At 43.4% G+C, this 19,285-nt stretch carries 27 protein-coding genes; 6 read left to right on the forward strand and 21 right to left on the reverse strand.

Translation table 11 applies throughout. The annotated features are described in order from the left end of the window. Nucleotides 1-47 precede the first annotated feature (47 nt). The 4 genes from CAG60_RS06445 (at nucleotide 48) to CAG60_RS06460 (ending at nucleotide 2,220) form a co-directional block, all read left to right on the forward strand. Nucleotides 48-860, forward strand: a complete 813-nt coding sequence (locus tag CAG60_RS06445) for a hypothetical protein (RefSeq protein WP_161426238.1) — start codon at nucleotides 48-50, stop codon at nucleotides 858-860. 118 nt (nucleotides 861-978) lie between these two features. After that, nucleotides 979-1,422 carry a hypothetical protein gene (locus tag CAG60_RS06450; protein WP_161426237.1) on the forward strand — a complete coding sequence of 148 codons (444 nt, stop codon included), beginning with the start codon at nucleotides 979-981 and terminating at the stop codon, nucleotides 1,420-1,422. Nucleotides 1,423-1,672: 250 nt separating this feature from the next. Then, nucleotides 1,673-1,930 carry a type II toxin-antitoxin system Phd/YefM family antitoxin gene (locus CAG60_RS06455; protein WP_161426236.1) on the forward strand — a complete coding sequence of 86 codons (258 nt, stop codon included), beginning with the start codon at nucleotides 1,673-1,675 and terminating at the stop codon, nucleotides 1,928-1,930. Beyond that, nucleotides 1,918-2,220, forward strand: a complete 303-nt coding sequence (locus CAG60_RS06460; protein WP_161426235.1) for a type II toxin-antitoxin system RelE/ParE family toxin — start codon at nucleotides 1,918-1,920, stop codon at nucleotides 2,218-2,220. Before CAG60_RS06455 ends, CAG60_RS06460 begins: the two co-directional genes overlap by 13 nt. A 146-nt stretch (nucleotides 2,221-2,366) precedes the next feature. Here CAG60_RS06460 and CAG60_RS06465 read toward each other — a convergent pair whose 3' ends face one another. From CAG60_RS06465 to CAG60_RS06565, 21 genes are all read right to left on the reverse strand, one after another. Next, nucleotides 2,367-2,549: a helix-turn-helix transcriptional regulator gene (locus CAG60_RS06465; protein ID WP_110167348.1), complete on the reverse strand. Its 183-nt coding sequence runs from the start codon at nucleotides 2,547-2,549 to the stop codon at nucleotides 2,367-2,369. Between the two features lie 30 nt (nucleotides 2,550-2,579). Then, nucleotides 2,580-2,891, reverse strand: coding sequence for a hypothetical protein (locus CAG60_RS06470; protein WP_161438537.1), 312 nt, complete (start codon nucleotides 2,889-2,891; stop codon nucleotides 2,580-2,582). 5 nt (nucleotides 2,892-2,896) lie between these two features. Then, on the reverse strand, nucleotides 2,897-3,265 hold the full coding sequence (locus tag CAG60_RS06475) for a hypothetical protein (RefSeq protein ID WP_161426233.1): 369 nt from the start codon (nucleotides 3,263-3,265) through the stop codon (nucleotides 2,897-2,899). Between the two features lie 191 nt (nucleotides 3,266-3,456). Beyond that, on the reverse strand, nucleotides 3,457-3,660 hold the full coding sequence (locus tag CAG60_RS06480) for a hypothetical protein (RefSeq protein ID WP_161426232.1): 204 nt from the start codon (nucleotides 3,658-3,660) through the stop codon (nucleotides 3,457-3,459). Then, entirely contained in the window at nucleotides 3,657-4,043 is a 387-nt protein-coding gene (locus CAG60_RS06485) for a hypothetical protein (RefSeq protein ID WP_161426231.1), read from the reverse strand. Before CAG60_RS06485 ends, CAG60_RS06480 begins: the two co-directional genes overlap by 4 nt. Before the next feature lie 17 nt (nucleotides 4,044-4,060). After that, on the reverse strand, nucleotides 4,061-4,243 hold the full coding sequence (locus CAG60_RS06490; RefSeq protein ID WP_161426230.1) for a hypothetical protein: 183 nt from the start codon (nucleotides 4,241-4,243) through the stop codon (nucleotides 4,061-4,063). Then, a complete protein-coding gene (locus CAG60_RS06495) occupies nucleotides 4,221-4,670 on the reverse strand; it encodes a hypothetical protein (RefSeq protein ID WP_161426229.1) in 450 nt (149 codons plus the stop codon). Before CAG60_RS06495 ends, CAG60_RS06490 begins: the two co-directional genes overlap by 23 nt. Next, a complete protein-coding gene (locus CAG60_RS06500) occupies nucleotides 4,667-5,263 on the reverse strand; it encodes an ASCH domain-containing protein (RefSeq protein ID WP_161438538.1) in 597 nt (198 codons plus the stop codon). Before CAG60_RS06500 ends, CAG60_RS06495 begins: the two co-directional genes overlap by 4 nt. Further along, nucleotides 5,260-5,913: a phage N-6-adenine-methyltransferase gene (locus tag CAG60_RS06505; protein WP_161426227.1), complete on the reverse strand. Its 654-nt coding sequence runs from the start codon at nucleotides 5,911-5,913 to the stop codon at nucleotides 5,260-5,262. The genes CAG60_RS06500 and CAG60_RS06505 overlap by 4 nt, the downstream gene beginning before the upstream one ends. A gap of 10 nt (nucleotides 5,914-5,923) precedes the next feature. Continuing rightward, on the reverse strand, nucleotides 5,924-7,441 hold the full coding sequence (locus tag CAG60_RS06510) for a DNA cytosine methyltransferase (protein WP_161426226.1): 1,518 nt from the start codon (nucleotides 7,439-7,441) through the stop codon (nucleotides 5,924-5,926). A 47-nt stretch (nucleotides 7,442-7,488) separates the two neighbouring features. After that, nucleotides 7,489-8,313, reverse strand: a complete 825-nt coding sequence (locus CAG60_RS06515; RefSeq protein WP_237667756.1) for a DUF2303 family protein — start codon at nucleotides 8,311-8,313, stop codon at nucleotides 7,489-7,491. Nucleotides 8,314-8,346: 33 nt separating this feature from the next. Continuing rightward, nucleotides 8,347-8,742 (reverse strand): hypothetical protein, encoded by a 396-nt coding sequence (locus CAG60_RS06520; RefSeq protein WP_161438539.1) that lies wholly within the window; start codon nucleotides 8,740-8,742, stop codon nucleotides 8,347-8,349. 95 nt (nucleotides 8,743-8,837) lie between these two features. Further along, nucleotides 8,838-9,047, reverse strand: a complete 210-nt coding sequence (locus CAG60_RS06525; RefSeq protein WP_161438540.1) for a hypothetical protein — start codon at nucleotides 9,045-9,047, stop codon at nucleotides 8,838-8,840. Beyond that, a complete protein-coding gene (locus CAG60_RS06530; RefSeq protein ID WP_161438541.1) occupies nucleotides 9,040-9,204 on the reverse strand; it encodes a hypothetical protein in 165 nt (54 codons plus the stop codon). The genes CAG60_RS06525 and CAG60_RS06530 overlap by 8 nt, the downstream gene beginning before the upstream one ends. A 5-nt stretch (nucleotides 9,205-9,209) precedes the next feature. After that, nucleotides 9,210-9,485 (reverse strand): hypothetical protein, encoded by a 276-nt coding sequence (locus CAG60_RS06535; protein WP_161438542.1) that lies wholly within the window; start codon nucleotides 9,483-9,485, stop codon nucleotides 9,210-9,212. A gap of 77 nt (nucleotides 9,486-9,562) precedes the next feature. Next, on the reverse strand, nucleotides 9,563-11,326 hold the full coding sequence (locus tag CAG60_RS06540) for a lambda-exonuclease family protein (RefSeq protein ID WP_161438543.1): 1,764 nt from the start codon (nucleotides 11,324-11,326) through the stop codon (nucleotides 9,563-9,565). 2 nt (nucleotides 11,327-11,328) lie between these two features. Continuing rightward, nucleotides 11,329-12,168, reverse strand: coding sequence for a RecT family recombinase (locus CAG60_RS06545; RefSeq protein ID WP_161438544.1), 840 nt, complete (start codon nucleotides 12,166-12,168; stop codon nucleotides 11,329-11,331). Nucleotides 12,169-12,180: 12 nt separating this feature from the next. Then, entirely contained in the window at nucleotides 12,181-12,570 is a 390-nt protein-coding gene (locus CAG60_RS06550) for a hypothetical protein (RefSeq protein ID WP_161438545.1), read from the reverse strand. A gap of 834 nt (nucleotides 12,571-13,404) precedes the next feature. Further along, nucleotides 13,405-13,965 carry a hypothetical protein gene (locus CAG60_RS06555; RefSeq protein ID WP_161438546.1) on the reverse strand — a complete coding sequence of 187 codons (561 nt, stop codon included), beginning with the start codon at nucleotides 13,963-13,965 and terminating at the stop codon, nucleotides 13,405-13,407. 80 nt (nucleotides 13,966-14,045) lie between these two features. Further along, nucleotides 14,046-14,633: a hypothetical protein gene (locus tag CAG60_RS06560; RefSeq protein WP_161438547.1), complete on the reverse strand. Its 588-nt coding sequence runs from the start codon at nucleotides 14,631-14,633 to the stop codon at nucleotides 14,046-14,048. A gap of 782 nt (nucleotides 14,634-15,415) precedes the next feature. Then, on the reverse strand, nucleotides 15,416-16,438 hold the full coding sequence (locus tag CAG60_RS06565; RefSeq protein WP_337247090.1) for a GGDEF domain-containing protein: 1,023 nt from the start codon (nucleotides 16,436-16,438) through the stop codon (nucleotides 15,416-15,418). A 70-nt stretch (nucleotides 16,439-16,508) separates the two neighbouring features. Between CAG60_RS06565 and CAG60_RS06570 the strand changes: the two genes are divergently transcribed. Together CAG60_RS06570 and CAG60_RS06575 are read left to right on the forward strand one after the other, a co-directional pair. Further along, the gene (locus tag CAG60_RS06570; protein WP_161438548.1) at nucleotides 16,509-17,558 is read left to right on the forward strand and encodes a linear amide C-N hydrolase; all 1,050 of its coding nucleotides are present in this window, start codon (nucleotides 16,509-16,511) and stop codon (nucleotides 17,556-17,558) included. A gap of 425 nt (nucleotides 17,559-17,983) precedes the next feature. Next, nucleotides 17,984-19,285 (forward strand): hypothetical protein (locus CAG60_RS06575; RefSeq protein ID WP_202598535.1); only part of this gene is annotated, 1,302 nt, incomplete at its 3' end.

The following is a 19,285-nucleotide window of genomic DNA, read 5'->3' on the forward strand; positions in this document are numbered from 1 at the left end:
TATATGCATACTTTCCATTTTAAGAAACGCTAGGTAAGGAAATAAAAATGAAAGATTTAAAAAGTATTCAAAGCTATATCGAATCACTAGAGCTGGCAAATCTTGACTCAGCTATAGTTCCAAAGAAAGCAGCTCGCAGAACTACAGTGGTTAGGCAAGAAGACAAAGAATCAGCAAATGTTAGTGCTAACTCTGTTGTTTCTTTTACTAAAGACTTACCCGAACAACTAAAATCCGATGTATTAAACTCCACTCTTTTTGCACAACTAGCCGCCACAGCTAAGTTTAACCCTGAAAAAGAATCTATTGAGTGGTACAAAAAATACAATGAAGTTCTAAATAATATTGGCTGGAATTTTTCTAGTTGGGATTATTCACAAATACAAACGTCTAGTAAAGGTTTTGAAATATCTAAAGAAGTTATCAAACTAATACAGAAAGTAGATGTTTCTGCTGCAGGTATGATGAGCGCGGTTCTCGAGTCATTGTCCTCTAAGGATAATGAAGATGCTGCAAATCTATTTGATAGTGTCTCCAATCCCAAAGAAGATGCGAACTTCCAGATCGGCCCCTGTACTTACAGTGGAAACAATGTTGTTATGACCTCAGCCTGTATGTTTTTCAAGGCTACCGAACATGTACATCGATTCCTTTGGTTCACCTGGAAAGATACAAGTACGGAGCTTTGGGGGTCTGCACGGAAAGCCGAATTGGTTGATGATGTTTATGCACGTGTTCGTAATCAAATTATCGAAAAGCTCGGAGATAGAGCCGAGAAGTACGTTATGGATATTGAGCTTGGCGATTTCGCAACAATACTTGCAAAAAACATAGATCTGCTAGAAGAAGTAACTGCGTAGTTTTAATTTAACTACTAGTTAGTCAAAATGGCGCCTGCTGTAATGGCGTAATTAAAATTAAGGCCAGCAGAGTGTAGGATTATTTTTATACGCTGCTGGTAAATAAAGGCCAACAGTAATGATTGATTATAAATTAACTCGTCAAACACTATTACTAACCGCAGTAGTAACGCTCAGTGCCTGTAACTCTCTCAATACTGATGAGAAAATGCAAGCGATGGTACAGTCAACGTACCTTGGAACAACTGACTTTGCAGCGGGCACGGATTTTTGGAATGTAATCGGATCCACAGGGGATGATATCCCTGGCGACTACAGTTCCTGGATTCAGTTATACAGCGGTAAGTGTGGTACTCCTGCGCCAATGCAGAGCGCTACTGGACAAGCCTGTAGTTTCCGTCTCGTCGGTGGGCACGTTGTTACTGACCAAAATGCCCAATACCCTACGAAAGGCGATACGGTTTATATTGTACCTATTTGTCATTCGGAAAATATGAAACCCAGCCTTACAATGACGACTGCATCTAAAACCTGTGCCGTTAAACTTGGCTATAGACAGTAAACTGAAAGTGCGAGTAGTTCATTTTTCTAACGCCGCATAGACTCTTTTTCCATTAATTCGCATAACAAAGTTTAAGAGGGACAGCCAACGCGTGGCATTTTTATCATGCGTTGGTTTTTGTGGTTACGATGCTATAAGGAAGCTTGGTAGGAGCGTTGTCAGCCCCTTAAACGGACGTTAGTCATTTGAAAGCTTGTGTGCTCAGAGTGATAGAATAGTATCACTTTAGTGTTTCTTTGGAGCAGCTCAAATGAAAGTAGAACTAGTGACGTCACTAAAACGTCAGGCCACTAAGATTCTTGCCGATCTTCATGATACTAAAGAACCAGTATTAATAACTGAGCACGGAAAACCGTCAGCTTACCTGATTGATGTAGACGATTATGAATTTATGCAAAATCGTTTAGCGATCCTCGAAGGTATTGCTCGTGGCGAGCGAGCTCTAGCGGATAGTAAAGTGGTCAGCCATCAAGATGTGAAGGACAGAATGTCAAAATGGTTGAAATAATTTGGACAGAGCCGGCTCTATCCGATCTGAATGATATTGCTGAATATATCGCGCTTGAAAATGTCGTGGCTACTAAAAAACGGGTGCAAACCGTTTTCGAAAAAGTTGAACGTTTGGTTGATTTTCCGGAGTCTGGACGTATTCCTCCAGAACTAGAGCACCTCAATTATCGTGAGGTCGTTGTAAATCCGTGTCGTATTTCCTACAAATATGATGATGAAAAGGTTCGTATTCTTTTTGTTATGCGTTCGGAGCGAGATTTGCGACGGTTGATGCTTACGAAACAGTAGGTTTGGTAAAAACGGCTAACAAACGCCTCAAGAAAGAAAAAGTTCACAAAGAGTTTTCGCATGATTTAGCGTAGGAAAGTCACTCGTAACATCATGCCATTTTTTATTTCCCCCTCATCGTCGTTTAACCATAAGGGGGAGCCTAATTAAGCTATTCCTTTTTCCTTTGCCCACTCAATCACTTTTTGGTACGAGCGTCGGCCCTTCATTCCCTCAATTGGTGGCGGGAAACCTAAGTTCTTCGTCCAGCGCCAAAGCGTTGGCTGGCTGATACCAAAAGTGGATTTTATTTCTTTATCGGTAATAAATGGTTTGAATTGGTTATCCATGAGTTTCACCTTCTCGGTATTATTCAAGCATCATATAACTGGCGTTGAGTGCGTCATCGCCGCGATTTGGTCGTCACTACTGTGTGAATCAATAGCACCGTAATGTTCGAGCGCATCCTTCACGGTTTGTGCATACCACTGAGAGTTTTCCTTCATAGTTGGCACTCTTTTTCGATTAAGTTCTCGAGCCGCACCGGCGTAAGACTTTTCAGTTAAATAGGCCAACTCAACATGAAAGCGTACCGATGCCCAGTGCTGATAGCATTTTGCTTGGTAAGCTTTACCTCCGTTAGTGCCTTGGTGAACTCTTCTTGCATTGGTATGGTCGTTGTTTATTTCCATGGTCGTTACCTCAATAATTGTTTGAGCTTTTCTCGTCCCTTATCATTGTAGAAAAAGGTTTCGATTTGTTTGCTGCTGTTTGCTGCCTGACTTAGCCTCCATTGACCGTAATCTGCTGTTTTGAGGCGGTTGGCATTGGCTATCTTGCCGACTCTCTGTGCGGATATTCCTAGCTCTTTTGCTATATCGGTTGCGGAATAATGGCGATCGGTGATCACTGGCATATTGAAACCGGATTGAATGAGCGCATGAATTGATTGCTCACTCAACCTACATACAGCAAGAAGTGAAAGCGCGGTGTCTAGCGCACAATCTTCACAAAGTGATTCCGGTTTTGATGTAATAGCGTTTTTTTTGCAGTGGCTACATTGCATTGAGTGACCTCCCAGCGTTGATAGCAATGTAGCTAGTGGACCTTGCTAAAGCAGGGGCTGTCTTACCTGACTCCCATAATAAAGGTCACAAGGTGTAGGGTTAGAATAATGATCAGCAGCATTAAAGGTATGTTCATAGCGCTCTCCCATGGAACCAGCATAGGCTTGCCGCAAGGAGAGTGCAGGGACTGTCAAATTGATAATGCGTTAGCTAGCTTTTCTGAAACTCTTTCTGCGTCGTTCATCATGCAAGCTTCGCTTATGGTTTCACGCAACGTTGCAACGCGTTCGCGTAGTTCATTGCATTCCGCTTCTTTGCGTAGCGCGTAGTCGCGCAGTGTTTCGTCATCGCCGATGTCGGCAGGGACTGGGATTGAGATGATTTGGTCGTTCATAGTGCTTTACCTATGTTTGTAATTGCTGAGTGGATGCGGCCACGCTCTTGTTTGAGTTTGCCGATTTTTACTTTTAACTTGTAAGCTTCTTGGCAGTTAGCGCATCCGTAATTTAGGATTACTTCATCAAATCCAGAAAACTCAGTTGGATAAGCATAGCCATCGTTATAACCATCAACATTTTCACGGTCTTCTTTTACCCATCGATACGCAACATTGAAGCAGCTCTCATTACCGACCTTATCTTTTTCAAAGTCTTCATCTGGTGATGGGTGGCAGTGGAGCAAGTTGGCTTCACGCCGAGATTGGCATCCCTTTATTTCTTGAGATATTTCAGCGTGACGAACGGCGAGTTCGCGTAGTTTTTTATTCACGTCTTTCATCGTTCTGACTCCGTGATTTAATGACCGAAAACAGGCTTAAGTTCAGCTTCTAAGCGAGTATCCTTGCCCTTGCCAATGGCTTTGAGTTCGGTAACAAGGTAGGACTTTCCGTCATGTTGATAAGGGGTGCGGCGGGTATAGCAAATGTGAATGGCATCAATGGCTTTGTTGTTAAGCTCAGGGATTAGTCGGATTTTCATTTTTCAGACCTTCAATTTTCTTCATCAGATCTTCAACCTTGGCATGCGGACTTTCATCATCACCCTCCCAAGGAAACTCGCCGCTAAACCCCATTATTGGTTTTATAATGTTGATGTAACCTTTAATGGATAAGCGATCTAAATGCTTGCACTTGTGCTCTGATTCAATGATTTGTTTCTTTAGCAGATCCATATCGGAATCGGGTTCAATCCCTGCCTCTTGCATAGCTAGATAAATCGAGAGCATGTGATAAACAGCATTGGCAAATCGCTCAAATCCACCGATGACCTTGTGTCCTGATTTGGTGTGAGTAACTTCAAAACTCCCGAATTGAACCATTGTTACGCATAGACCGTTAACCCCATTAACAAAAAAGGCCGGAACATCAGCGCGGCCTTTTTCGGTTGGAATGTTTAGTGTTTTCATGCTGCCTCCCCAATCGACTCAAGATACTTATCAACGTTTTGGTGAATAACTTCGAACTCAATTACCCACACATAATCATTCGGGTTGCTTTGTCCGTAGATGCTTTCCCAAACGTGTTTAAAGCGCGGCCAGTTTTCAAATCCTTCTTTTTTGATTTGCTCTTCGCTCTTGCGTAGATCGTTTAGCTTCTCAATATGAACACCGGTGACCTTTAAAGTAAGTCGGTTTACGCTTCGGGGCATGTGGATTGATGGAGTCCATTTGCTTTCTGAGTCATCGCCACTTGTCGCTAAATAAATTGGCGTTCCTGTCGGTGGGCATGAGCAATGATCTGAGCACCCACACTCATCTGAATTATTGAATAAGCGAAATGTCTCACGAACATAAATCAAATCACCAACATTACCGAATGGGCAAAGCCCAGCAATAGGAGCAAAGCTAAGGACGGATACCTCACCGTTTTTCCCTCTTACCACAGGACCGTTCATTCCTCGCTCGTAGTCAACTTTAACAGGGCGACGCGTAACAGCCTTGCGCCCATCGAGAATCGCTTTCACCATTTCGGAATTGAATATCATCGGCTTTACTTTCATGCTGCCACCTGCTTATTCATCATTTCTAAGATAACGTTACCTTGTGCGATTAAATCATCACGGCTTAGGCGCTCTATTGGTCGGCGTTCCCATGCCCAAGACTTGTCAAAGATGACCACGGCAGAGGGGAAGCCTGCGGAGCTTGGCTTGTCTTTTTCTGTTTCTGGCACAAACCAATCAGGCGCTTCAAATCCAACACGACCTTTAATGAATTGGATAAAATCCGCATCTTCTGGCCACCAAGATTCTGACGTTGCTGCCTTGATAAGCAGCATGATTTTCGCGCCTTCATCACGCTGCTTTCGACACCATTCAATGATGTGTTCCATGCCTGTGATGGCGTTCTCGTCATCATCGAAACAGGGACGAGAATAGGGCGGGTTACCGTAGGCGGCGCTACCGCCAATCTTTCTTAAATCAGCGGCTAAGTTTTGGGTAAGAGCGTTATCGGCGGCGGTGTAGTAATTCGGTAAAAGGGTATTGCAATCGTCTGCGAAGACATCAATGACAATTGAGCCGAGACGAGCACTAAAGGTACTGAATAACCCCCAAGCAATTGCTTTTGGGGTTTGCCATTGATCGCCAATTTCCTTTAGTTTGTGGTTTGATCGGCTTTGGGTTTCGGCTAAAGCCTTGGCGTAGTGGTTCATTGGTCGTTACCTATGCTGCTTTTTGTTTAGATAATGGCTGCAAATTCGCTTCAACAAGCGCTTGAGCAACCGGAGGACATACCGCATTACCGCATCTTGCCACTTGGCTTGCTTTGCTTATTTTCTTGCCTTGTGAGTTATGAGTAATTTTGTAATCAGACGGGAAACCTTGAGCTGAAAATAACTCATGTGGCTCAAGCATACGCATACCGATATCAACAATTTGATACTGCTCACCGCGAACTGTGACTAAACCAAAACGGTCTTTTGTTGTTACAGTGCCGATTGGCGATTGAAGATCTTCACCAAAACTAGTGCCGTAATATTTGATAAGAAAGGCTCTAACTTCACCAAGGTGAAAACCACCGGCTGAAATGGTATGCAGCGGTTCATCTGTTGGGTGACCTACGTTTGTACCACGTAGTTTAACCATGTGGCTGGTAACTAGTGCTTGCGTATTTGCTGTGCCAGGTCTTTTTTGTTCGCCACCGGATGTGATGGTATGAACAGGACTATCAATCTCATATCCAACACTACCAGCTCTGAACTTTGTCATGAATGCCATAACTAGTGCGTTATGATCAGTCGTTGTAACGGTCGCTAATGGCTCTCTTAAATCTGAACCAGTAACGCCTGTGTAGTGCTTGGCAATAAATGCGCATTCGTCGTTAACAATGAAAGGCGAATCAGAACTAAAGACAAACTTTTCCAGCCCCTTGGCGATGCGCTCCATTGTTTTTTCGGCAAGTGGTTTTTTTCTTCCGAATATTGATTTAACAGGGATTGACCAGTCAATAATGTCTGCCGCAGTCGCGTAAGGGATTAATCCTGAGCCTTTCGGGCCGTGTGTGGGTGCTGGCCAATCAATCGGTTTGTTGTCATTTCTTGCTACTAAGAAGAAACGCTTACGAATGGTTGGCGCACCGTAATCGCAAGCGCTTAAAACTCGATACTCAACTTTATAGCCAAGCCCTTTTTCAAGTTTTTCATACGGAAAGCCCTCTCCTAGCGCATAGCGTATTTCTTCCCATGCTGGGTGTTCTCTTTCCAATCCAGTTGTTAGTGCCTTTACAAAGGCCTCGAACGTTTCCCCTTTACGCTCAGAACATGGTTTAAACTTGCCGGGCTCAACTTCAACAACTGGCCCCCAAGTCATAAACTCTTCAACGTTCTCAAGCATGATGATGCGAACCGGCACAAGTGCGGCCCACCGAATAGCAACCCAAGCAAGGCCGCGAATATTTTTATCAACGGGTCGATTACCCTTGGCTTTAGAGAAGTGCTTACAATCCGGCGAAAACCAAGCCAAACCAACCGGACGGCCTTCGCATGCTTCGGCTGGATCAACATCCCAAACCGACTCGCAATAGTGCTTAGTTTCTGGGTGATTCGTTTTGTGCATATCAATCGCTTCGGGATCGTGATTTATCGCAATATCAACGTGACGGTTGAGGCCAAGTTCCATGCCAGTGGATGCTCCGCCGCCTCCGGCAAAATTATCTACAACTATTTCGTTAGGCTGTATCATTTGGTCGTTACCTTAATGAAAGCCCTCTGTTGAGGGCTTAGACGATATTAGTAGGAGAATGAGCCGATAAACGTTGTAATGACGATGTCGTCATCAATAAACTGGCTGGTCAGTTTCTCTTTAAACTCTTCGCCCATTTCTTCTTCATGCTGTTCGAGCTTTTTGATACGTAGAATTAATGTTTCGTTGCCAATAGTGCTCATGCGTAGTTCAAAGTGGCGCTCATTTAATCCCAAATAAGGCTCACAAGAGAATTTAAACACCGCTGGCATGGGAAACTCTTCTTTAGTGCGAACAGCAATGGACTCGTATTCTGATTGATGGTGACTAAAATCATCTACGTTGGATTCGCGACCAGATTTAGCTTCGAATTTCATGTTACGCACTGCTGCAGAAGCCACGGAATTTTCAATAAGCTCACCCGTAGTTGAAAACACTTTGATCAGTTCGCTGTAATCTTCAATCCATTCAGCCAGCTTTTTCTGATTTAGGCGCTCCCCATTGATTTCTAGAAGTGCTTTATATGATGCCGTTTTACGCAGGTTTAATTTGGCTTGGTGCTTACAGTGACCGGGTTTCTGCATGGTTCCAATATCGAAGATCGTGATGGCTGACATGCGCTCCATCCCTATGAAACACTGATTACCCTCGATTTGAAACTCTTCATGGTACCGCACAAACTCAGCAATATTGCTCGTTTCCATGACGCCACGGAACAGGTTACGGTGTGGCATGAATTTTTCTAAATCGTGTATATTGAACGACTCAGGCAGGGCGGCAACTGGAAAGTCAGCTTTTGCCAATTGATTTAAAAACTCTTTCGCATTACCGGCTTCTTGGATTTGTTGAATGGCGGTTTTGTCCATACTCATGGTTTTTCTCTCTTTACTATTCAGGGGGAGGGGTTAACGTACTTCGCGAAGCTGTTTGGAATCATCAAAGATGAGCTGGCCGCGAATATCTTCTTTGGGGCGATCGTAGGTAAGCTTGCCGCCTTTACCTACAAATGCGATTGAGGTGTACTGAAAATCTTCATTTTTAGTACCAAAACCTGTCTTGGGTTCTTTCACCGACATGTTGACGGTAATTTCTACCATTTCATTATTGGTACCCATGGGTTTTAGTTTTAAATCGATTTTCACATTGCCTTGTTTATCACTGTACGAGACAGCTCGCGCAACGTTCGATAGAGCTAAACCGACAAAGTTAGAAATAACCCCGCCATCGAGCTCTTGCATTAGCTTTGGAAAATTGGTGGTACGGTCCTCAATGCTGAGGTTCCCTGATTCTGGTTTGGACATAAAAACGCCTCTCTATTTAGTGAACGGTGATACAGAGAAAGAGGAAAGAGACGTTCTTCGCTTCCCTTCTTTCTAAAATTTGGTCGTTACCTTGCTTAAATGACTTGGTAGCCCATGGTTTCAAGCCAAGCTGCGGCTTTCTCGTAACCAATGGCGCTAAGTAGGAGTTCTGTATCAAAATGTTCGGCGGCATCATCTTCTGAAATGGAGTTGATAACATCTTCAACCGGAACCCCTTCGGCGATCACCTCAATACCATGGTGAGTCACTTTGTCGGCTGAGAACGTGATAGTCTTCTTAAGCATGATTGTATTTCTCCAGTAATCTGCGAGCGCTGTATAAGGCGTTACGTGATAGCTCTGCTGAAAGTAGAGATTTTAATGCTGCGACTAGCTCTGCTTTATCCGATTCAGATTGCTCGAGCTTATTCGCTAGGTTGGCGATAATGTCTTCATTGCTCATTACAACTACCCCCACGCAATAACTAAGCCCATATCAACAAATTGAAGCTCTTTGTAATAAAGGCTAACTTTGAATCCGTTTTCTCGAAGAACTCGCAAGGCATATTTCTCGGCTTGTGACAGTGAATTTTCATCGTAAAGCCACTGGGCATAAGGCAGTTCGCGAATCGTAATTTGCTTGGCCTTATTGTTTGCTGCGGATAAGATTTTATCTTCAAGAAAAGAAAGATAATCGGACGTATCTGGGCCGCTAAGGGCATAGGCTTCTTTTGCGGTGATCATTGGTCGTTACCTCCACTCAGGGGCTAGTCCCTAAGTTGATTTAAAAAGAAAGCCACTAAAAAAGTGGCTTGGTTTGACTAGGAAGCTTCAAGCATTTCCATTGCTTCGCTGTATCCATCCCAGTTATCAACACCGGCAGCGAATAGGGCATCGAGTAAATCTGACTTACGTACAAGCTCGTCATATTCACCGGTTGTGATAGTAATGGTTGCTTCTGGGTTTGCTTTCTCATCAAGTAGAATACTCATCGTTGATTTGAAAGGCTTTACCTCTGCGCTTTCGGCTTCGGCTAACACTTTTCTAGCCGCTTCTAGTCGATTTTCTGATGGAGCTTGCGGAACCTCAGCTATTGCTTTATCAACGGCAGAGTCTTTCGCTTGCTGCTGAGCAAGGGCTTGGGCCTTTTGGCGCTCTTCCGTTTCTCGCTCTTTGCGCAGCGCTTCCGCTTTTTGCTCGGCTTCTGCTTTCGCTTTGGCTTCCTCTTCTTTACGGATGCGATCGCGTTCTGCTTGAAGACGTTTTTCTTCGGCATCTTTGTGCTCAGCGATACGCAATTTAACGAGCGTTGCAAAGTCTTCCGGTGCTTTAAAGGCAATTTGCGCCCAGTCGTTAAACAAGATGCGGTGCTCACCATGTTGATTGATGGTATCCAAGTTAGCTTGAACCCCATCTTTTAGTTCAGACAGTGCAACTTTCGCTTTGGCTAGTTCGTCATTGATGGCGCTCTGCATGCTTTCTATGTTGCGCTTACCTTTAATGGCTGCAGCAAAGTCAAACTTCACGTTAAACGGTGCGTTGTACTTTGTTGATGCTTCATTAATAAGCTGCTGAACTTCGTTTTTTGCACTGAGAACCAGCTCAGTTTTGATTTCCTCTTTGCGAGACTTAACTTGTTTATCGAGCGCTAAACGCGCTTGGCGAATGTTCTCACTGATAAAGCCAAGGTCTTTCACGAAGCTATCAATGCTTTCGACTTCACCGAGAACCTGCTGAGACATTAGCCCAAGTTTATCTTCTGCAGACTTAAAGACCTTAACCATGCTTTCTGCGTTGGCAAAGTCTTGGTCTGTCTCTAGCTTTTTCTTGGATTGTTCGACCAATTCTAGCGCTTTAGCTTTGTACTCATCTAGGTTACTGATGATCGCAAGGCCGTTCATTTTATAGGTGACGGCGGGTAAATCTTGAATAACCTCAGCGGTGACTACTGGCTTGCTTTCTTGGGTAATTTCACCGTTTGCTAGCTTTTGCTTGTACTCTGCTAAGTCAGCCTTGAACTGCTTTAAACCTGAAATCATCCAGCTTTGTACTGCTTCGTCAGGTCGGTAATCCATTTCGTGCCAATTTTGCTCGGTACCATCACTGGCAATGAATTTGCAAAGCGCTGCGCCAGATAAAATTAACTGCTGCTCCATTTGAACAACATAGTGTGTATCTAGGCTTTGCTCTGCAATCTTGGCGATCAGCTTGCTGTTTGGGGATTTATGCTCGAAAGCTACATCGCCATCCATGGTTAAGCCATCCAGTGAGGCTAGCAGGGTAAGCCCCTCACACTCTCCGGTGATAGTAGCTGGATAAAGTTCCTCACCGAGTTTGCCTTCAAGAATTGGACGGGCCATTTCTTCAAAACGGTGACCATCGGCAAAGATTTTCTCTTGATAACCACTGATTTCAGGCTTAATACCGGTGGCTTTCTCATGCATCAGTTGATCGCGAGTTTTGTATGGTGAGCAACCAAGGGCGGCAGAGACTTCGGACGCAGTGAAATCAACCGTGTCACGAAGAGCATGCCAGGCATCGGTGCCTTGTTGAACGTTATGAAATTGGATATTAGTGACTTGCATGGTTACTCTCCCGCTTTAATTTCAAATAGTCGCTGCTTCATTTCTTCGGTCAATGAGCCTTTGGCTTCAACCATTGCAATGATGCGCTCCGGGGTGTTGGTTCCGAGCTCGATTTTCTCTTTCCATTTTGGAAAGTTTTTGTCGAAATCTTCCTGTGAGTAAATTGATGGTTGTTTTTCAGGGGTAACATCACGCTCAGTTGGCCTGCTATCAACGGGCTCTAGCTCGTCAGGTGTATAAACACCGAGAATGACGTCAGGGCAGTAGCGTCTTGCCCATTTTTTAACGGCAACATAAGTGATTTGTTGCTGTGGGTCAGTCGCCCATTGCGTAGAGTTTCTAGGCCAGCATTGCTTTAGAAGTACATCAATACTTCTTGGTTTGCTTTCACCTTTCATTGTTGCGTAGACTTTAACACCAATACCATCTTCATCTTGCGGACTCCAAGAAGGCTTGGTGTATTTGCCATTTGGCCCATCGACAACGTTAAATTTGCCAATAACGTTTTCCCATGGCCCGAAAAACTCGAACTCTAGGCGATCTTCAGTCGGGGCAATAGAGGTCACCACGGCATTAACTAGCTGGCCTTCGTAACCTAAATTGCCATGCACAATATGCGTTTTTTGCGCCACCGCGTATGGGTTCATTCCCCACTGCATGGCCTGCATTGATACCGCAAGACAGTCGCCAACATTGCCAGCCAAGTGTTTAGGAACGGTCACTTTTGAGCTGGCCATCATTTCTGCCAATCGGCATAAGTGGGTGAGTGTATCGCCGTTCATCCATGAGTCAGGGCGAACAGAAACGCCGTGGTTTTCCTGCGCAACTTGTAAATTGTTCATTGGTCTTTACCTTCAATTTAAATTAGCTATCTGACGTAGCTCAAACTGAGCGATTTGTTGCTCTGTGATTTGGTCGTTGATTTTTTCACGGTAGGTATGGATAACTTTTTGCTTATTGATTTCTATGTACTTCTCAAGCAGTTCGTTGAAATGCTCTTGGTACGTTTCAAGAGCAATGAGCTTATGGCTACTCATCATGGGTTCGAACTGGACGGTTAGGATGTTACGAGTAAGCCCATAGATCATTTTTCGGGGAAGATCTTGCTCGTACATCCAATCAACAAAACCACTTAACGAAAGGCCACAAAACTCACGGTTAGATTTAAGTCTGGTTAAGCCGTCATCAATGAAATGGTTGAGCGCTTGTTCTTGCTCTTCGGGTACTAGATTTAGAATATTCACAGTGTTATTCTCCTTTGCGTTGGGGCTTCTTGGTCGTTGCTCCAATCGCCAGTGGACAGTGTTCATTGGTCGTTACCTTCAAACCGCCTAGGCGGTTGGAGTGGATTTCTTGGTCGTTATCCGCTCCCCGATAGCCCCGCTTATGCGGGGTTTTTGGTATAGGTAGGTTAGTGGTTAGAGAAAGGGGATCGCGCACTCTGGATTCGAACCAGAAACTTTCCGTGTATCCCTTGCAGCTAGCATACTTATTGAAGCACTTGCAATTGCTTCAAAGGCGGGGGACTGCTTTATCCGATTAAGCTAATGCACGCATTTTGAAAACAACCTCTCGTTCCCCAGCCCCCGCTTTTGCAGTAAATGGCAGCTATCTGAGGTTGCTTTCAAAATGACTACTTTCGATAGTCACTCGTCAATTTTTCCCGATGATCATAACGATGACTAATCAAGAGAATGCTTTGATGTGAGTGAAGGCCTATATTAAAAAACCAATGATTCAAAGGAATTTACAATCACTCACTCAAAGCACTCTAAGTTTCTGGCTTTTGTCATTGCTTCCAACAACGTGATCTCTATAGCTTTCTTAAAACACAAAACTGACTACTGGTGTTATAGGGTTAGTGCCCAAGCTACAATCATATTCCCCAACATTTCATGTAAACAAAGGCGCTAAAATGATGAAAATGTTTAGATTCGAGTTTTTCCCTGATTTAACAAATCCACATCCATGGGATACCGATGCCTCGATGCTTCTTTGTATTGATGCCGATACTTGTGTTTACGCAACTAATCCTGATAGCCCAGATAGAAAACAAACCATTTGGGTGTCAGAAAGCATTAAGAATAGGTATCAAAAATATCTAGAACGCTTCGAGCTAATTGAGGAAGAGACAACTCATCAACGTCTACTTGAGCGGGGAGCAAAGTTGCGTCTAGCGCTAAATTAGAAACGTCATACTTTAGCCAATGCTTAAAAGAATCTGGCGACATCGTTCGTTGAGTGATGTCGCTGGAGAAATTCATAAAGCTCATTTTTCCTTTCTGTGCAGTAACCAGCTCAATAATTTTCTCTGCCGAACCAGAGAGCACTTCAATGCCCAATACAGTGAACGTGATGTTATGATCATGCTCTGGAATGCCGCGTAAGTTATATGCATCAACTACAGCGGGCAGTTGCAAATGAACGCCTATGTTGTGGTGTTCAGCAAGCTTTAAGAAACCCGCAAAGCCAGCTATGGTGATCTGTCCGTTGTTCGCAACTAAGCAGAGAGTTAGCCGTAACATATCGGCAGGGGATTGTGATTTCATTAAGCCGCTAATATCGGCCACCAATCTGTCAAAATGACGATAAGCTATGAACGGCTTTGGCTTACTAAAAATGAATCGATGCTCCTGCATAAATCCTCCTTTTAATTTGAAAGCCCTTGAAACAGCGTGATCTATATAGCTTTCTTAAGACACAAAACTGACTACTGGTGTTATAGGGTATCCAGACTTTCTAAAAGGCTACAAATTAACGCCTGTGGATGTTTCCCTTGATTATCTTCAAGAGATTGGAGCGAAAAGTGCGCTTCCTGAGAAAATGAGATAAGTTTTCCATTCAGCCATTGTTCGAACTCACTATTGGGTGGCATCAGGTTTTTATTGATGTCGCCTGTAAGGTGATAGAAGCTTTCGTTTGATTCCCAAAACGCTTTAAATAACTCGGCAAGATTACTCTTGCGCGTGGTTATAAGTGAATCAATACCAACGAGCTCTAAGGTCAAAGTGTTTTCCCAGTCTTTCGTTTTATATATTCCATCTGGGACAACTCCGTGATTAAAGAGGCCAACCTGAGAGCAATCGGTGCGAACCTCGTTTCCGGCTTGCATAAAGCTGACGTTGGCTCCCAACGTAAAATCTTTGAATCGGCAGATGAAACTGAGCATGACAACAAAGTTTTGATTTGGGTAAAGGCCTTTACAGCATTCATCGCGCAAAACGTTGAAAACGTTGTATGCCTCGTTATAGCTAAGTGAAGGCCGATAGTTTGGGAAAATCAGTCCTTTTCTAATAAACACTGACATAAATCCTCCTTGTGATTTGAAAGCTCTTTAACGCAGTTTCATTAGGCTTTTCGGCTTTTCCTTAGTCCACTGTCCGAACATTAAAGAGCTTTCAAATTGGCTCTGTTACCAAAGCCGATTTGTGTTTCTACCTCACCGCCGAAACTAGGCGGGATTATGCGCTTATCGGGTCATCCTCTCGGTTAAGCCATTCCAGCACTGTTAGCAACTTGGTTCTTCCAAGCTTTTTTACCCGTTATCTATAGGGGCTAACATCCGGTTGCCGCTAGAGGCGCATAAGTCTATTTCACGAAATTTGTGTCGCCCATTCGTGGAGCTTGGGCTGACCTCTACCCTCATGTTTGCCAAAGAGGGCAGTTATCGTTCATGGTCCAAATTGTTAAAGAGCTAAGGTGGTTTGCCTTGGGATGAATTAAATGTACAAAACGTACACAATCTTATCAATACAAAATGTATATTTATTTTTTGTTTTGATTTGAAATGTGATCGGTTTGGCAAAATGAAGTTAATAAAAAACCGCCTGAATATGGCGGTTTTAGGTGGAGTTTAAATTTGGAGAAAACTTGAGCTGGCTGCGATCGCAGGCTCGTTCTTGGACATTTTTGCGTTAGAGATGCTAATAATTTAGTTTGAAACGGATAACTTTTGGTATTGAAAAAATGCTTGGTGAAGCCTCCAGCAATACTAGGGCCCGGTCAGATCTAGCCAAGCTTTCAACGGGCAATAGGATCAATGAATAAAAGTGTACTTTAACCTCAAGTGACAGCAGAGAAGGTCGATGTTCAATCGTGTTGTGCAACAACCCTATTTCGCCCTTGTGATTTGGCATTATAAAGATTGGCATCTGCTTCACGCTCGATTTCATCGACATAACTCGACGTATGCGCCTCAGCCAAGCCAATACTGACCGTGACAGAGATCGCTCTCCCTAGATAGGAAACAGGCGTCCTATCAATTGCTTGACGAATGGCCTCCGCATTTTTGAGAGCATGTTGTTGAGAGACACCAGCTAACAGAATACAGAATTCCTCTCCCCCTTGGCGAAACACATTTTCTCCTCCCACCACATGAGCCATCGTTTTCACCACAGACTGAAGTACGCAGTCTCCGCCATCGTGACCGTGTTCATCATTGACGGCTTTAAAGTGATCGATATCTAATACCAATAGAAAGTATGATGTTCCTTGAACTTTTAGCGCTTGGTAACGATGCTTCAATGCGAGGCGATTATTAGCTCCAGTCAGCGGATCAAGTGTGGCTAACTTACTTAGTTTGTTTTCCGTTGACTCGCGGTTGAACTCATACACATGTGCGATCGTCGAAATACTGAAATAACAAAAGGAGAAATTGATCATCATCGTCAACATGTCAAAGTACTGCTCTAGGTAAAATTGATAAATAATGTTGACGATCTGGATGAAAAACAAACATGCAGTCGCTACAAAGCCCACTTTGTAACCAAGCAACAAATAGTAAACAATAGGTAAAACCAGCGACCAAAAAAATACACCATAGACTGTTGGCTTGAGGAAAGTGCCACTAATGACGAGTAACGTCAGGCACAGTGACATAATGTATTTATGGCCCTTGTATGCATTTCCCCTATCGATTTGGCGATAAACATGCCAAGAGTAAAGCGCATATAAGCCTTCCAACGTGCCGTATAGATAACTCTGGCTAATAGCAAAGTTACCGATAGCTAGCAAGGCGGCTAAACTTCCGATCCCTAGACTCATTCCTTTAAGCACTTTGAGGCGTAGTGTTAAGCTGCCATCGAGCTCGTTTATGTCCATATGTTCGTCCACGGGTTAAATGCCTATAAGTCTCATATATGATAACCTGATTAACTTATTGACAACAAGGATATCAACGCATATGTGTACACGTATATTCAATAACTTAAACGATAAATTTCCAGTGACAGCGCGCAACATGGATTGGTATTGGCCCGTCAATACTTACTTTTACGCCATCCCTGAGGGCACGGTAAACCGAGGTCTTAGCACCGAGTCAGCGGCAAAAATCCATATTGCTCCGCAGCAGGTACTGCAATGGACATCTAAATACGCTAGTTTGACCACCGTCATGGGTAGCGACAAAAAGGGTTATGCCGCCGTAGACGGATTAAATGAAGAGGGGCTTGCAGTAAACGGCTTATATGATTCTCATGTCAGTTATGGTCCCACTGACGGTGAAGGTCAGTTCCTCAGCGCCAATCGCTGGGTTCAGTTTGTGCTCGACCGCTTTGCTAGCGTCCAGCAAGCTATTCAGTATTTTGCCACTCACAACATTACAATTGTCTCGGAGCTTTTACCAGACACCTCTAACACACAATCGCATCTTCACCTTGCTCTTTCCGATGCAGATGGCTGTTCAGGCGTAATCGAAGTGCGCAACGGTCGATTTGAACTCTATGAGAGCCCTCAGGATACCGTTGTCACCAATCAACCGGACTACAAAACTCAACGAATGCTGACGGCCTATTGGCAGTATATTTGGGGTAAAAGACCCAACGCTCCAATTGAACACCCAGTATTTTCTGCGCCTGGCGGTAATAGCGCCACACAACGCTTTGAGCGCGCCAGTTATTACTTCACCTTTGCTCAGCCTGCAAAAAAACGACGCGAAGCGGTGTATCAAGCTAAATCATTGGTGGCCGCTTGCTCTGTGCCTGTGCACTTTAACCCCTATTGCGCCGAGAAAGCGTCTTACACGATCTGGACAAATCGTGCCGATCACCGCAAGAAAGTTTACTCCCTGTCTAGCACTGTGACCATGAACACACTGTCACTGCACTTTTCTCCCGAACTCACTACGAGTCAACGCTTGCTGCTGCAAAAAGAAAAAGCAACCAAATCAGCTTGCCCTATCGAGTCTGGCGACGTTACAGACCACCTCGTGGCATGCCCCAACCCATTCAGCTAGTTTTCCTCCGTGGACGCCCTCACATATTTTATCTGTGAGGGCGTCCACGGAGGAAAAGGGCAACTTCCAACACCATGTATATGACTTTGATTTACCTGCTCACTATTAGGAGTTGTTGTGTGGTTCGATGGCTTATTTTGGGGCATCTTTGATTCTGACTGATTTGTGCAACAGCCTGTTGCACAAATTATTCTTATGAAGGTTTGCAGCTATCTAAACACATTTCGGGGCATTTCTGTGTTACACCTCGTCAGCACACCTTTGGACATTTCCGTGTTACCAAGCTTTGAAAACTCTGAGCTTTCGAATAACTTTTTCTATTCCAAACCATCAGAGTTACCATACCAATTACGCATTCCACTACAACCACTCTATCTGTATGATATTGCCTAATAAATATTGGCTTTTATCTAGGTGTGTTATTTATGTCTATAGCCTTAACTGGTCCAGTTAAATATGACTTTCAAGACCTTGTGTGTATCCACTACATCCTAAAATTTTACGATAAGGATGGTACGACATTTTTAGTTGAACCTGACAGAGGAGAAGATGCTGAGTTATCTTTCCTCAATGATACAGGTCAATTACTCCAATTTGAAATTCAGGTAAAAGGCTCTGAAGAACCTGTAACTTATGACAAAGTGGCTGAATGCCTTGGGCATTTTCCAGCTTACGGTACTAGTGATTTTTTACTTGAACGCCTTCTTTCAAATAAGAATGCTCGCGCTGTATTAGTGATGTCTGGTAGAGCAAACGATTTATTGCAAAAGTATCTTCCTAAAGGCGAATGGGATGGAAACATACATAAAGCAAAATTGTTCAATCAAAAAGATGCTCAACTAATTTTAAATGCTGTTAAAGCTTATATGCACTCATTACCTGAGACTCCTATAAATATTACTCGTAGAATTCATATTGATCAGTTCATTGAATCCGTAAGCCCCCAAGATGTAAAAGAATCTCTTACCCGATTGATTATTCTAGATAACACAAGCAATAATTATCTTACTGATAGCTGCCGTAGAATATTGAGGAAAAACTTTTATATTCCAGATGATATGTTTCCCCATACCATCGATGGGCTAGCTACCATTATAAAGAATGGTAAAACATCTCAAAAAGACACAATTGCTCCTTTCTTACAATATATCAATGAGAGTCCTGTACTATCTAATCGTCCAAAAAATTATATTATTAGAAATCATGAAGTTGCTTGGATTGAGCAGCTAAAAAGAGATGGGAGCCTACTGCTATCAGGAAGGCCTAGGGTTGGAAAAAGTAACACCGCTAAATGGATCGCTTCAGAATTTCAAGGTGAAGGTTATTCCGTATTATTGACTCAGTACGTTGACGAGGCAGAACGTTTTCTACTTGACTCAGTGCATACTCCTAGACTAGTTGTTCTTGATGATCCATTAGGCGGAATACATCCTGTGAATAAGCCAAATGAAAGTCTTGGACTATTGAAGAGACTCATCACTAACTTACGCCCAAATAGGAAATTAATTGTTGCTCAAGGACAAGAACGATTATTAGAGATTACTGAGACCGAAATACTTGCGGACGCTAGTATTGTAGGGAAAGATTGGATAGACCTTTCTGATGTAACAGTTGATCTCCTTCTTAATCATTGGGATTCTTTGAGAAGAGAGTTTTCTATTTCAAATAATATTTTCAACATGGTGCACAACTCGTTAAAAAAAGAAAAGATAAATATTGAACTAGGA

It is taken from the genome of Vibrio sp. V33_P6A3T137 (assembly GCF_009904835.1).
GTDB lineage: Bacteria > Pseudomonadota > Gammaproteobacteria > Enterobacterales > Vibrionaceae > Vibrio > Vibrio metschnikovii.

Bases quoted from the DNA above. Each gene is read 5' to 3' on its own strand.
- CAG60_RS06445 (WP_161426238.1), top strand. From the start codon at position 48: ATGAAAGATTTAAAAAGTATTCAAAGCTATATCGAATCACTAGAGCTG.
- CAG60_RS06540 (WP_161438543.1), bottom strand. From the start codon at position 11,326: ATGCAAGTCACTAATATCCAATTTCATAACGTTCAACAAGGCACCGAT.
- CAG60_RS06450 (WP_161426237.1), top strand. From the start codon at position 979: ATGATTGATTATAAATTAACTCGTCAAACACTATTACTAACCGCAGTA.
- CAG60_RS06475 (WP_161426233.1), bottom strand. From the start codon at position 3,265: ATGCAATGTAGCCACTGCAAAAAAAACGCTATTACATCAAAACCGGAA.
- CAG60_RS06525 (WP_161438540.1), bottom strand. From the start codon at position 9,047: ATGCTTAAGAAGACTATCACGTTCTCAGCCGACAAAGTGACTCACCAT.
- CAG60_RS06455 (WP_161426236.1), top strand. From the start codon at position 1,673: ATGAAAGTAGAACTAGTGACGTCACTAAAACGTCAGGCCACTAAGATT.
- CAG60_RS06570 (WP_161438548.1), top strand. From the start codon at position 16,509: ATGTGTACACGTATATTCAATAACTTAAACGATAAATTTCCAGTGACA.
- CAG60_RS06510 (WP_161426226.1), bottom strand. From the start codon at position 7,441: ATGATACAGCCTAACGAAATAGTTGTAGATAATTTTGCCGGAGGCGGC.
- CAG60_RS06505 (WP_161426227.1), bottom strand. From the start codon at position 5,913: ATGAACCACTACGCCAAGGCTTTAGCCGAAACCCAAAGCCGATCAAAC.
- CAG60_RS06460 (WP_161426235.1), top strand. From the start codon at position 1,918: ATGGTTGAAATAATTTGGACAGAGCCGGCTCTATCCGATCTGAATGAT.
- CAG60_RS06470 (WP_161438537.1), bottom strand. From the start codon at position 2,891: ATGGAAATAAACAACGACCATACCAATGCAAGAAGAGTTCACCAAGGC.
- CAG60_RS06465 (WP_110167348.1), bottom strand. From the start codon at position 2,549: ATGGATAACCAATTCAAACCATTTATTACCGATAAAGAAATAAAATCC.
- CAG60_RS06480 (WP_161426232.1), bottom strand. From the start codon at position 3,660: ATGAACGACCAAATCATCTCAATCCCAGTCCCTGCCGACATCGGCGAT.
- CAG60_RS06515 (WP_237667756.1), bottom strand. From the start codon at position 8,313: ATGAGTATGGACAAAACCGCCATTCAACAAATCCAAGAAGCCGGTAAT.
- CAG60_RS06560 (WP_161438547.1), bottom strand. From the start codon at position 14,633: ATGTCAGTGTTTATTAGAAAAGGACTGATTTTCCCAAACTATCGGCCT.
- CAG60_RS06555 (WP_161438546.1), bottom strand. From the start codon at position 13,965: ATGCAGGAGCATCGATTCATTTTTAGTAAGCCAAAGCCGTTCATAGCT.
- CAG60_RS06490 (WP_161426230.1), bottom strand. From the start codon at position 4,243: ATGAAAATCCGACTAATCCCTGAGCTTAACAACAAAGCCATTGATGCC.
- CAG60_RS06500 (WP_161438538.1), bottom strand. From the start codon at position 5,263: ATGAAAGTAAAGCCGATGATATTCAATTCCGAAATGGTGAAAGCGATT.
- CAG60_RS06485 (WP_161426231.1), bottom strand. From the start codon at position 4,043: ATGAAAGACGTGAATAAAAAACTACGCGAACTCGCCGTTCGTCACGCT.
- CAG60_RS06495 (WP_161426229.1), bottom strand. From the start codon at position 4,670: ATGAAAACACTAAACATTCCAACCGAAAAAGGCCGCGCTGATGTTCCG.
- CAG60_RS06545 (WP_161438544.1), bottom strand. From the start codon at position 12,168: ATGAACAATTTACAAGTTGCGCAGGAAAACCACGGCGTTTCTGTTCGC.
- CAG60_RS06535 (WP_161438542.1), bottom strand. From the start codon at position 9,485: ATGATCACCGCAAAAGAAGCCTATGCCCTTAGCGGCCCAGATACGTCC.
- CAG60_RS06530 (WP_161438541.1), bottom strand. From the start codon at position 9,204: ATGAGCAATGAAGACATTATCGCCAACCTAGCGAATAAGCTCGAGCAA.
- CAG60_RS06520 (WP_161438539.1), bottom strand. From the start codon at position 8,742: ATGTCCAAACCAGAATCAGGGAACCTCAGCATTGAGGACCGTACCACC.